Origin of the sequence: Empedobacter sp. UBA7620 (genome assembly GCF_002484185.1) — a bacterium.
Taxonomy (GTDB): domain Bacteria; phylum Bacteroidota; class Bacteroidia; order Flavobacteriales; family Weeksellaceae; genus Empedobacter; species Empedobacter falsenii_C.
The window spans coordinates 81,950-93,936 of sequence record NZ_DLJI01000002.1 but is presented as its reverse complement, the minus strand read 5'-3'; the positions used below and the strand labels follow the sequence as shown (position 1 = coordinate 93,936).

Annotated in this window: 11 protein-coding genes and 1 tRNA gene; 8 read left to right on the top strand and 4 right to left on the bottom strand. The window is 32.2% G+C overall.

The features are described from left to right. Nucleotides 1–22 precede the first annotated feature (22 nt). A complete protein-coding gene (gene tpx, locus B2217_RS00460) occupies nt 23–523 on the bottom strand; it encodes a thiol peroxidase (RefSeq protein ID WP_221854500.1) in 501 nt (166 codons plus the stop codon). A 112-nt stretch (nt 524–635) separates the two neighbouring features. On the opposite strand from tpx, the gene B2217_RS00455 reads away from it, so the two are divergent. Continuing rightward, on the top strand, nt 636–1,817 hold the full coding sequence (locus B2217_RS00455) for a pyridoxal phosphate-dependent aminotransferase (RefSeq protein ID WP_280045215.1): 1,182 nt from the start codon (nt 636–638) through the stop codon (nt 1,815–1,817). A gap of 203 nt (nt 1,818–2,020) precedes the next feature. Then, nucleotides 2,021–2,094 (top strand) — tRNA-Met (locus B2217_RS00450). Nucleotides 2,095–2,134: 40 nt separating this feature from the next. Here the strand turns inward: B2217_RS00450 and B2217_RS00445 are convergent. Then, a complete protein-coding gene (locus tag B2217_RS00445; RefSeq protein WP_280045216.1) occupies nt 2,135–2,449 on the bottom strand; it encodes an antibiotic biosynthesis monooxygenase in 315 nt (104 codons plus the stop codon). A gap of 96 nt (nt 2,450–2,545) precedes the next feature. Here B2217_RS00445 and B2217_RS00440 point away from each other — a divergent pair, with 96 nt between their 5' ends. Both B2217_RS00440 and B2217_RS00435 read left to right on the top strand, forming a co-directional pair. After that, entirely contained in the window at nt 2,546–2,896 is a 351-nt protein-coding gene (locus B2217_RS00440) for a winged helix-turn-helix transcriptional regulator (RefSeq protein WP_180905222.1), read from the top strand. Between the two features lie 159 nt (nt 2,897–3,055). Beyond that, nucleotides 3,056–4,108 carry an NAD(P)/FAD-dependent oxidoreductase gene (locus B2217_RS00435; RefSeq protein ID WP_180905221.1) on the top strand — a complete coding sequence of 351 codons (1,053 nt, stop codon included), beginning with the start codon at nt 3,056–3,058 and terminating at the stop codon, nt 4,106–4,108. Between the two features lie 60 nt (nt 4,109–4,168). On the opposite strand, the gene B2217_RS00430 is transcribed toward B2217_RS00435, so the two are convergent. Next, nucleotides 4,169–5,326, bottom strand: coding sequence for a DUF5723 family protein (locus B2217_RS00430; RefSeq protein ID WP_347880916.1), 1,158 nt, complete (start codon nt 5,324–5,326; stop codon nt 4,169–4,171). A gap of 398 nt (nt 5,327–5,724) precedes the next feature. Further along, nucleotides 5,725–6,516, bottom strand: coding sequence for a TIGR00266 family protein (locus tag B2217_RS00425; RefSeq protein ID WP_038332593.1), 792 nt, complete (start codon nt 6,514–6,516; stop codon nt 5,725–5,727). A gap of 142 nt (nt 6,517–6,658) precedes the next feature. On the opposite strand from B2217_RS00425, the gene B2217_RS00420 reads away from it, so the two are divergent. From B2217_RS00420 to B2217_RS00405, 4 genes are all read left to right on the top strand, one after another. Beyond that, on the top strand, nt 6,659–6,991 hold the full coding sequence (locus B2217_RS00420; RefSeq protein WP_180905218.1) for a 2Fe-2S iron-sulfur cluster-binding protein: 333 nt from the start codon (nt 6,659–6,661) through the stop codon (nt 6,989–6,991). A 96-nt stretch (nt 6,992–7,087) separates the two neighbouring features. Then, a complete protein-coding gene (polA, locus tag B2217_RS00415) occupies nt 7,088–9,925 on the top strand; it encodes a DNA polymerase I (RefSeq protein WP_291121942.1) in 2,838 nt (945 codons plus the stop codon). A gap of 138 nt (nt 9,926–10,063) precedes the next feature. Continuing rightward, nucleotides 10,064–11,170: a TlpA family protein disulfide reductase gene (locus tag B2217_RS00410; RefSeq protein ID WP_180905216.1), complete on the top strand. Its 1,107-nt coding sequence runs from the start codon at nt 10,064–10,066 to the stop codon at nt 11,168–11,170. Nucleotides 11,171–11,174: 4 nt separating this feature from the next. Next, nucleotides 11,175–11,987 carry a carboxypeptidase-like regulatory domain-containing protein gene (locus B2217_RS00405; protein WP_180905215.1) on the top strand — a complete coding sequence of 271 codons (813 nt, stop codon included), beginning with the start codon at nt 11,175–11,177 and terminating at the stop codon, nt 11,985–11,987.

Here is an 11,987-nt window from a genome sequence, read left to right as displayed (position 1 = left end):
CTTTTTGTTTTGACTATTTTGATTACTTAATTGCTGCTAAAGCGTGTGTGTAATCTGGTTCTTGTCCAATTTCAGGAACTTGCTCTGTGTAAGCAACTTCTCCATTTGGATTAATCACCACAACTGCGCGAGAAAATAATCCATTTAATGGTCCATCAACCATTTTTACGCCATAAGCATTTGCAAACTCTTCATTTTTGAAATCAGATAAAGTCACTACATTATCCAAACCTTCGGCAGCACAAAAACGAGATAAAGCGAAAGGTAAATCTTTCGAAATACATAACACAACTGTATTTGCAGCAGAAGAAACTTCTTTGTTGAAAGTTCGTACAGATTGCGCACAAACACCAGTGTCAACACTTGGGAAAATATTTAAAACAACATTTTTTCCAGCATAATCAGCCAATGTTTTGTCGCTTAAATCGCCTGCTGTTAAAGCAAAACTTGGGGCTTTTTCACCAACTGTTGGTAAATCTCCGCCTGTATGAATAGGATTTCCTTTGAATGTAATTTCAGCCATAATTTTTTATTTTATTCTTAGATTTTTAATGATTAAAAGTAACAAAATTCTACGGAGAAAAAAGTATCTTCGCAATAATAAATTGTTACATTACAAATAACACACAAATATTATGCAACTTTCAAAGCGTTTACAGAATTTGAAACCATCTGCAACTATTGCAATGTCTGCGAAAGCAAGAGAATTAAAATCACAGGGAATCGATGTGATTAGTTTAAGTATTGGAGAACCAGATTTCAATACACCAGATTTTATCAAGGAGGCAGCTAAAAAAGCTATCGACGATAATTATTCAGGATATCCTCCAATTGCAGGGTATGCAGATTTGAAGGAAACGATTTGTAAGAAGTTTAAACGTGATAACAATATTGAATATACAGCAAATCAAGTTGTTGTTTCTACAGGAGCAAAACAATCTATTTATAATGTTTTACAAGCAATTGTAGACGAAGGAACTGAAGTAATTATTCCAACACCTTATTGGGTTTCTTATTCAGATATCGTAGAATTATCAGGAGGAACGCCAGTTTTTGTGGAAGGAACTTTAGAAGCTGATTTCAAAATTACACCAGCACAATTAGAGGCTGCAATTACAGATAAAACGCGTGCAATTATTTATTCATCTCCTTGTAATCCATCAGGATCTGTTTATACAAGAGAAGAATTGCAAGGTTTAGCGACTGTTTTAGCTAAATATCCAGATGTAATTATTATTTCGGACGAGATTTATGAGCACATTGTTTACGGAGAAAAAAATGTTTCGATAGCATCTTTCCCAGAAGTTTATAACCAAACGGTAACTGTAAATGGTTTAGCAAAAGCTTTCGCGATGACAGGTTGGAGAATCGGTTTCATTGGAGCGCCAGCTTGGTTAGCAAAAGCATGCGAAACATTACAAGGGCAAGTGACTTCGGGAGCAACATCTATTGCGCAACGTGCAGCAATTACGGCTTTAGAAGCAGATCCAAGTTCAGTTCAATACATGGTTGATGCGTTTGCAGAACGTCGTGAATTGATGTTGGGTTGGGCAAGAGAAATTCCAACGTTCAAAGTGAACGAACCAAAAGGAGCTTTCTATTTGTTCCCAGATGTTACGGCAACTTTCGGAAATACGTACAATGGTGTTACAATTAACAATGCAGATGATTTGGCTTTATATTTATTAGAGCATGCGCAAGTTGCGGTTGTTTCAGGTTCGGCTTTCGGATCTAAAAATTGTATTCGTATTTCGTATGCGGCGTCTGTAGAAGAGTTGAAAGAAGCAATGACACGTATCAAAAATGCTTTAGCGTAAGTAGAAAAGCAGATAAAATATCAAAATCCTCAAGTTTTGCTTGAGGATTTTTTTGTGGATAATATTTTCTTCAAAAAAATGTGATTTTAATTTTAATGAAATTCAATTGATTAGCCTATTTAAGCGACTTTTTATTGAAAATATTTCAAAAAAGATTTGTTTTAATCGAAAATAACCTCTTATATTTGCACCACTAAAAACAAGGCGAGGTAGCTCAGATGGTTAGAGCGCAGGATTCATAACCCTGAGGTCGGCAGTTCGATTCTGCTCTTCGCTACAACTTCAAAAGACAAATTCATTATTGAATTTGTCTTTTTTTATGAATTGAAATTAGCCAGAGTAGAATATACTTTTGGTTCTCTTTTTATGTCCATTTCAACTAATAATTTTTCCCATTCTAAAGCGTATTGCTTTTTTAATTGAATAGTTATAAAATCTTCAAAAGAAATATTTTTCCAAACTTCATAAACTAGAATTTCATTTTTGTTATGTTCATTTTGATGAATGCTAGCTTTCACAAAGTTTTCTTCATTTTTGTAGAGTTGATGAAATAGATTGATCAATTCTTGTAAAAATCTGTCCTTGTTTTTTTCCTCTGTTTCAAATTTTATGATTAATGTAAATTTCTCCATTTATTGTTACTTTTTAGGCAAACCTACAATATCCTTGTTTATTTTTGTAACTAAGTATAGATAATATACAGTAACAAAAAGTAAACAAAGTAACTTATGGATAAAGTTTTTTCAAAAGACGAATGTTTTTCTCATGTAAAGTCCGTGAATGATGCGATGTATGTGTTGAGTGGGAAATGGAAAATACCAGTTTTAGCATCTATATGCTACAATAAAAAAAGAAGATTTTCTGAAATATTAAAAGATCTTGAAGGAATATCTAACAAAATGTTGAGCAAAGAGCTAAAAGAGTTAGAGATAAATAAACTTGTTACCAGAGAAATTATAAGTACAAGACCAATTACAATTGAGTACAAGCTGACTGATCATGGAAAAAAATTAACGAATGTTATAAGTCTTTTATCTAGCTGGGGAGTTGAACATCGAAATTTAATTATTAAAGATTAAGCTTAAAAGTTGAATGAATTTTGATGAGCTTGATATCAATCCTATCTTTTTTATTATCAATAAATATTATTGGACTTCTGATGATAATCATCGATTAATCTGTTCAAATTCATTAAATTTGCATTCAATTTAGTAACGTTCTAAATAAAATTCAAAAAAATGATTCAAACAGATATAGTTATAATCGGAGCTGGGCCAACTGGTCTTTTTGCCGTTTTCGAAGCAGGTTTATTAAAAATGAGATGTCATATTATTGATGCTCTTCCTCAGCCTGGAGGGCAATTGACAGAATTGTATCCCAAAAAACCAATTTTTGATATTCCTGGTTATCCTTCTGTTGGTGCAGGTGAATTGATTGATAATTTGATGGAGCAAATCAAACAATTTGAGCCAGGTTTTACATTAAACGAACAAGCTGCAACAATCGATAAGCAAGAAGACGGAACTTTTATTGTAACAACTAATAAAGGAACGCAAGTACAAGGAAAAGCAGTTGCGATTGCGGGTGGTCTTGGATCTTTTGAGCCTCGTAAACCAATTATCGAAAACATCGAAGCATACGAAGAAAACGGAGTAGAGTATTTTGTGAAAAATCCTGAATTGTTCCGTGATAAAAAAATCGTAATTGCTGGTGGTGGAGATTCTGCTTTAGATTGGTCTATTTTCTTGGCTGATGTAGCTGCGGAAGTCACGTTAGTACACAGAAGAAATGAGTTTCGTGGAGCGTTGGATTCTGTTGATAAAGTAATTGAATTGAAAAAAGCAGGAAAAATTAATTTGGTTACTCCTGCTGAAATTACTGGAATCAAAGGTGAAGGAAAAGTAGAAAGTTTGGTAATCGAAAAAGGTGAAGAAACTTTTGAACTTGAAACAGATTATTTTATTCCATTGTTTGGTCTTTCTCCAAAATTAGGTCCTATTGCAAATTGGGGATTGGAAATTGAGAAAAATGCCATCAAAGTAAATAATGCATTAGATTATCAAACAAATATTGAAGGGATTTATGCAATTGGTGACGTAAATACTTATCCAGGAAAATTGAAGTTGATTTTATGTGGTTTTCACGAAGCAACTTTAATGTGTCAGTCTGTTTACAATAGAATGAATCCTGGGAAAAAATTTGTCTTGAAATACACAACAGTTTCTGGTGTTGATGGTTTCGACGGGACAAGAAAAGAAGCTGAAAAAGCGGTTGTCAAAGCTATTGACTAATTTTAACAAAATAAATAGAAATATTTTTTAAACCTTTTACGTTTTGCGTAAAAGGTTTTTTTATTCACATTCACAAGGTTCTCTACTTCGTCTCTTAGCTTCATTATCCCAAAAAGGGTAAAATTTTAATCCAAAATAAAAGTTTGCAGAAGTTAATTTTTTCTGTTTGAAAACGATTGGAATTGCATTATCACTGCCCAAAATCAGAGGGCCAATTCTTACATAACCACCAAACGTTACATTTTCATAATCATAGATAGAAAGGGAAGGTCCAATTCCAAATCCATCTTTTTGGATAGTATAAGACGTTTGTAGCACATTGATACGTTTCAAACTATTTTCAAAAACTGGAATTCGTTGCATCCAATTGAAATTTAAGTAATGATTTTCGATAATTTTTTTACTTAGATTAAGATGTAAACTGGTTGGTAAACCGATTGAAAAATTATTTCCCGTTTTAGATTTTGTCTCATCTCCATAAACTTCTTTGCTCAAAAGTCCTAAATATTGATCAACACTTTCAAATTCAACTCCATCTAAATTTGGATTATTACGAAGTTGAATTCTTTGTGAAGGATTGTAGAAATGATGGTTATCGCCTCTGAATTTCACTAATCCAACATCTAATAAATTTGCCGAAAATTTGAAATCATATAATTCATCATTCGCTCTTCTGTTCACAAAAGAAATTCCTAAATCTATTCCAACTCCATTTCCTCTATTTCGAAAAACATATTTATCTCGATCAAAATCATAATTGGTAGAATATCCTGCTTCTATATCATAATTTGAGGCATAAATATCTAGTTTGGAATGATCAAATGTACCTGATAAGCTTGGTTCTGCTTCTAATTTTATCGCGTTTTTACTTTTGATATATGCCCCATCTAAACCCAAAAGATATTTAATATTTGCACCAATAATTACTTCAGAAGTATTAGTTATGTACAAATTTGTTGCAACGTTTAAGCCTAATTCAGCCCAATTCATTGCATTTGTCTTTGTTGGTTCAAACGCATAATTTTTTGGTTCTATTTCATTTTGATTACTAAAACGAAAATAATTATCTAAATCTTTAATAGAACCTTGTGTACGAAGTCGGGTAAAAATTCCAAGACGATAAGTTTGATTATTAATTTTCTTTTTAAAAGAAACGGAAGGTCCCATAAGATCATTTTCCAAATGATAAGAAATCGTATTTTTAGTTGTGAAATCTATAATATTAGAATGCGTTTCACCTCTTATGCCAGCTTTTATATTTGCTGATTTTGTTTCACCTTTTATTAAGCCTAATACGTTTTGATCGGATATATAGACGTAATCATTTCTGAATAAAATATCCTCAGAAATAATATTTACATCCCATTTATTCGGATTAAATATGGAGTTGTCGGAGAAAAAACACTACCGTTAATCCCGCTATATTGATCATTACTAAAAGATAAAATATTTTGTCCAAAAGTAAATCCTGAACAAAAAATAACGGTTAATAGAAGTTTTTTCAAACGATGAAATTTTTATTAAAAATAAGAAAAATCAATCGAAATAAATTACGGTTTTACGTAGAGCTCAAAAAAAGAGTTTCAATTTGAAACTCTTTTTTATAAAATTAAATTTTAATCACCATCAATTAATCTTCCTAAACCTCCTAAAATAGATCCTTCGCCTTGAGAAGAACCACCTGCAGAAGGTGCATGAGCAATAATTCGATCAGCCAATCGACTAAAAGGTAAAGACTGAATATACACAACTCCTGGACCTCTCAAAGTTGCAAAGAAAACACCTTCTCCTCCGAAAAATGTATTTTTAATTCCGCCTATAAATTCGATATCGTAATGAACAGATTGTTCGAAACCAACAATACAACCTGTATCAACTTTTAAGACTTCGCCAGCTTGTAAAACTCGACGATGCAATGTTCCACCAGCATGAATGAAAGCCATTCCGTCGCCTTCTAATTTTTGCATAATGAAACCTTCTCCTCCAAAAAGTCCAGTTCCTAACTTTCGATTAAATTCAATTCCAACCGAAACTCCTTTAGCAGAACAAAGAAAAGCATCTTTTTGACAGATAAATTTCCCATTTACCTCTGGTAAATCAATCGGAACAATTTTTCCTGGATATGGTGCAGCAAAAGAAGCTTTCTTTTTTCCTTGTCCGTAATTCGTGTACGAAGTCATAAACAAACCTTCACCTGTTAACATTCGTTTTCCAGCATTTAATAATTTTCCGAAAATTCCACCACTTTGTTGAGAACCATCGCCAAAAATTGTTTCCATTTTTACGCCATCATCCATCATCATAAAACTACCTGCTTCTGCTACAACAGTTTCTTGTGGATCCAATTCAATTTCGACAAATTGCATTTCTTCGCCGTAAATTTTATAATCTATTTCGTGTGCATTCATTTTTTAATTTTTTCAATTAGTAGACAAAATTCGTGATTCGTAACAGTTCTTATTTAAAATTAGTATTAAATATAATCCAATGAGGCATATTCTTTTTTTGAAAGTAAACAATCCGTATTTTTGTGTAACTTGAAAAAGTATTATGGCAGATATTAAAATTACAATTATAGATAGAGAAGGTGTTTCGCATGAAGTTGACGCGCCTACTGATATGAATATGAATATCATGGAGCTTGTGCGCGCCTACGAATTAGCACCAGAAGGAACCATTGGTATTTGTGGTGGAATGGCGATGTGTGCCTCTTGTCAATGTTATGTGTTGACTCCAGAAATTCAATTACCAGAAATGACGCCTGATGAAGATGCAATGTTAGCAGAGGCATTTAATGTGAAAGATAATTCACGTTTAGGTTGTCAGTTACATCTTTCGGATGAAATGGATGGATTGGTTGTTGAATTAGCACCAGAATATTAAATTTTAGTTTTACGTGGTACGTTATAAGTTCTACGTCACAATTTTGTTATTATCGTTTAGCGTAAAACGTTTAGCGTAATACTTAAAACTTATTAAATGAATCAATTAGATAAAAAACTTTTTTTGTTAGATGCTTATGCCTTAATTTTTAGAGGATATTATGCATTTATCAAAAATCCACGAATCAACTCAAAAGGTTTCAATACATCGGCAATTATGGGATTTACGAATTCCTTGTTCGATGTCATTCGACGTGAACAACCAACGCATTTGGCGGTTGTTTTTGATGTTGGTCAAGCAACAGTTCGTACGGTAGATTATCCTGAATATAAAGCAAATCGTGATGAAACGCCAGAAGCCATTCGTCAAGGCGTTCCGTATATTCAAGATATTTTACGAGCGTTAAAAATTCCAGTACTTTTCGCCGAAGGTTACGAAGCAGATGATGTGATCGGAACATTAGCACAGAAAGCAGAGAAAGCTGGTTATACAACTTATATGGTGACACCCGATAAGGATTTTGCGCAATTGGTAACGGAAAAAATTAAAATGTATCGTCCTGCTGCAAATGGAAAAGGTGTTGAGATTTGGGGAATTGAAGAAGTAAAAGAAAAATTTGAAATCGACGATCCAATTCAAGTTATCGATTACCTTGGAATGATGGGTGATGCTGTGGATAATATTCCAGGTTTACCAGGTGTTGGAGCAAAAACGGCAAGTAAATATTTGAAAGAATTTGGATCATTGGAAAACCTTTTAGCGAATACAGATAAGCTGAAAGGGAAAGCTAAAGAAAAGATTGAAGAGAATAAAGAGCTTGGAATTCTTTCGAAGAAATTAGCAACGATTATTACAGATGTTCCTGTAGAATTTGATGAAGAAGATTTAACGGTTTGCCCGCCAGATATAGAAAAAGTTACTGAACTTTTCACGGAGTTAGAATTCCGTCGTATGTTAGAAACGGTTTACAGAATTTATGGTTTGGATGTTTCGGGAATTATCAAAGAAGCGCAAGAAGAAATTTCTGCGGCAAGTCAGATTTCTTCGAATCAAGTGCAAATGGCTCAACAATCATTGTTCGATTTTACGTCTGATGAAGAAATCGTTCCACAAAATTCAGCTTTTACAGATATTTCAACAACGAATCATTTATATCAATTAATCGATACGAAAAAAGGTAGAGAAATTTTATTACGAAATATTCTAAAACAAAAAGAAGTGACGTTCGATACGGAAACAACTTCTTTGGATGCTTTAGAAGCTGAATTGGTTGGAATTTCATTTTCTTGGGAAAAAGGAAAAGGTTATTATGTTCCTTTTTCAACTGATTTCGAGGAAACAAAAGCAATTATCAACGAATTTAAACCATTTTTTGAAGATGAATCAATTTCGAAAATTGGTCAAAATCTAAAATATGATATTAAAGTTTTAAACAAATATGACATTGTTGTTTTAGGTCAGAATTTTGATACGATGATTGCGCATTATTTGATTAATCCAGATATGCGTCACAATATGGATGTGTTGTCAGAAACATATTTGAGCTATCAACCAGTTTCAATCGAAAGTTTGATTGGAAAAAAAGGAAAGAATCAAAAGAATTTCCGTGATGTTCCGTTGATGGAGCAAACTGAATATGGAGTAGAAGATTCTGATATTACAAATCAATTGAAAAATCTTTTCGAACCAGAATTAATCAAAGCAAATACACACAAATTATTCACTGATCTTGAAATGCCATTGATGCAAGTTTTGGCTGATATGGAATTGGAAGGTGTTAATTTGGATGTTCCGTTCTTGAAAGAACTTTCAGTTAAACACGAAGCGAAATTAAGAGAATTGGAAGCAAAAATTCAGGAAGATGCTGGAGAAGAATTCAATCTTAACTCGCCAAAACAATTGGGAGAAATCTTATTTGATAAATTACAATTAGATCCAAAAGCGAAGAAAACCAAAACAGGTCAGTACGCAACAGGAGAAGAAATTTTATCGAAATTGAAAGATAAACATCCAATTATCAATGATATTTTAGAGTACCGTCAATTACAAAAATTAAAATCGACTTATATTGATGCGTTGCCAGAATTGGTGAATCCAAAAACTGGTCGCGTGCATACAACATACGCGCAAACGGTTGCTGCAACGGGACGTTTGTCTTCTGTAAATCCGAATTTACAAAACATTCCAATTCGTTCAGAAGAAGGTCAGCAGATTCGTAAAGCCTTTGTTGCACGAGATGAAAATCATGTGATTATTTCTGCCGATTATTCGCAAATTGAATTGCGTTTGATTGCGCAAATGTCACAAGATCCTGCAATGGTAGAGGCTTTCAAACATGGAGAAGATATTCATGCTTCTACTGCCGCAAAAGTTTTTAATGTGGCGTTGGATGAGGTGACGCGTGAACAACGTAGTCAGGCAAAAACGGTGAATTTCGGAATTATTTATGGTGTTTCGGCTTTCGGTTTGGCAGATCAAGCGAATATTTCTCGTAAAGAAGCCAAAGCATTGATTGATGCGTATTATGAAACTTACCCAACGTTGAAAGCATATATCGAAAAACAAGTTGAGATTGCTCGTGATCAAGGTTTTGTAGAAACGTTGATGGGGCGTCGTCGTTATTTGAAAGATATCAATTCGAGAAATGCAGTTGTTCGTTCGCATGCAGAGCGAAATGCAGTGAATGCGCCAATACAGGGAACTGCGGCAGATATCGTTAAAATGGCAATGATTCAAATTCAGAAAGAATTGAAGAAAAATTATCAAACCAAAATGATTTTGCAAGTACATGATGAGTTAATTTTTGATGCTCCAAAAGATGAGGTAGAAAAAGTTTCTGAATTAATCAAATCGACTATGGAAGCGGCAATGCAAATGGATGTTCCGTTAATTGCAGAAGTCGGAGTAGGAGCAAATTGGTTAGAAGCGCACTAAAATTTTAACTGTTACAATATTTTATAAACGCCACTCGAAGAGTGGCGTTTTTTTGTTAAAATATATTTAAAACTTCATGATTCACAAATTCTTAACAGTTTTAAAATATATCTTTATCGTAAATCATTTTAAAACTATATGAAAAAACTAGTTTACTTATTTATCTTTTTTGCAATTTGTGTGAATGCGCAAAAAATCAATGTTACAGTTAAGGTAGAAGAGTTACCCGAAAATACCGTTTTAGAATTATTACCTCAATATATAAGAGCATATTACGAAAATCCTGTATATGATTCTATTGAAAATACAGCAGATAAAAATACTTTTCATATAGATAAAACGACTTTTTATTATCCCTATACTTTAAGCTATCAAGAGGAAGAAAATGTGTTTCAACTTTCTCGAACATTCTTTTTAAAAAATAAAAATTTGAATCTGAATTTAAATGATTTTAGAAGTGAAATACTGAATGATTTACCAGAGAAAGTGAAGTACAATGAATTTTTCAAAGATTATAAAATAGAAGAAGATGCTTTTAATGAATATTATGGTCAAATGTTTTTGAAATATAAATTTGAATTTCCCAAAGAGGTAAACGATTCGATAAATAAATGGTACAATAAAGTTTGGATGCATGAAATTGAGTTATTGGATAAATATGTGAAGTCTAATCCGGGTTCTGTTATTGCTTTTTGGAAAATTGTTGAAAAGTATGAACGTTATAAAGAATATCCTTACGAAAATATCTTAAATCAGTTTGATGCTTCTGTAAAACAATCTTTTCCATTTAAGAAATTGATCAGTAATATTGAAGAAAATAAAATATTTGGGCAAGGGAGAACTTTTCCTGAAATTAAAAATTTAAAGGATCAATCAGGAAAATCTGCTCAGATAAATTATAAAACAAAATATACATTAATCGATTTTTGGTTTCATTCATGCAAGCCTTGTTTAGTTTCTTTTCCAGATTTGAAAGAAGTTTATCAAAAATATAATTCAAAAGGTTTTGAGATTGTTGCAATTTCAGCTGAAGCGACAAAATATATTCCGAATTGGAAAAATACAATTAAAAAGTATGAATTGCCTTGGGTTAATTTATTAGACGAAAACAGAGAATTCACCTCAAAAAATCAAATAACATCTTTTCCAACCAATTTTTTAGTTGACCAAAATGGGAAAATTATTTTTAGAGATATTTCAACAAGTGAATTAGAAAAGTTTTTGAATAATAATTTAGAAAAATAAGCTAATGAGAATATTCTATCTTTTTATACTTTTTGCTATTTCGGTAAATGCGCAAATTATTCAAGGAAAAATATTATCCAAAGAAACGAATGAAGGATTGTCTTATATATCAATTTTTGCTGATGATAATAATTATTTAACTATTACAGATAGTGTAGGAAATTTTTCTTTTCAGAAGACAGAACATACAAAACAGATTATTGTAGACGCACAAGGTTTTGAATTAAGAAAGATTAATCTTGATGAGATTGAACGTGACAATTTTAAAATTTTTTTAATTCCTCAAATTATTCAACTGAATGAAGTTGCGATTGTTTCTAAATTCACAAAAAAAGTAAATACAGGAAATTCTGGCGCTACTATTCATGTAGATTTTCTTCCTGTAACAGATGAAAATCGGATTAGAGAAGTTGCTGTAAGGCTTAACGCACGAAATATTGCTAAGATAGATAAAGTAAATATTGAATTTACGAAATTACCAAAGTACGAACGCACTGCTTTTAGGTTAACTATTTATGATGAAAAAGATGGGCATCCAAATAATATTATTTCGAAACAAGACTTGATGTTCGAGATTAATGAAGAAGATTTAACTAATAATGTATACACAATACATTTAAAAGATAAGAATATTATGGTGAATGGAACTTTTTATGTTGCAGTCGAAATTTACAATGAATTGGAAGAAGCAGTTTGGTTGAGCGCAGGATTTCTTGGAAGAAACGGATATTTACGACGAAATTATAAAGAATGGGATAAAATGCCTTTAAAAATATCTCCTTATATCAATGTAGAATTACTATTAAAAATTAAATAA

What these genes read in the sequence shown, in the direction of transcription:
- B2217_RS00410 (WP_180905216.1), top strand. Translation starts at nt 10,064, where the DNA reads ATGAAAAAACTAGTTTACTTATTTATCTTTTTTGCAATTTGTGTGAAT.
- polA (WP_291121942.1), top strand. Translation starts at nt 7,088, where the DNA reads ATGAATCAATTAGATAAAAAACTTTTTTTGTTAGATGCTTATGCCTTA.
- B2217_RS00455 (WP_280045215.1), top strand. Translation starts at nt 636, where the DNA reads ATGCAACTTTCAAAGCGTTTACAGAATTTGAAACCATCTGCAACTATT.
- B2217_RS00445 (WP_280045216.1), bottom strand. Translation starts at nt 2,449, where the DNA reads ATGGAGAAATTTACATTAATCATAAAATTTGAAACAGAGGAAAAAAAC.
- B2217_RS00435 (WP_180905221.1), top strand. Translation starts at nt 3,056, where the DNA reads ATGATTCAAACAGATATAGTTATAATCGGAGCTGGGCCAACTGGTCTT.
- B2217_RS00405 (WP_180905215.1), top strand. Translation starts at nt 11,175, where the DNA reads ATGAGAATATTCTATCTTTTTATACTTTTTGCTATTTCGGTAAATGCG.
- B2217_RS00425 (WP_038332593.1), bottom strand. Translation starts at nt 6,516, where the DNA reads ATGAATGCACACGAAATAGATTATAAAATTTACGGCGAAGAAATGCAA.
- B2217_RS00420 (WP_180905218.1), top strand. Translation starts at nt 6,659, where the DNA reads ATGGCAGATATTAAAATTACAATTATAGATAGAGAAGGTGTTTCGCAT.
- tpx (WP_221854500.1), bottom strand. Translation starts at nt 523, where the DNA reads ATGGCTGAAATTACATTCAAAGGAAATCCTATTCATACAGGCGGAGAT.
- B2217_RS00440 (WP_180905222.1), top strand. Translation starts at nt 2,546, where the DNA reads ATGGATAAAGTTTTTTCAAAAGACGAATGTTTTTCTCATGTAAAGTCC.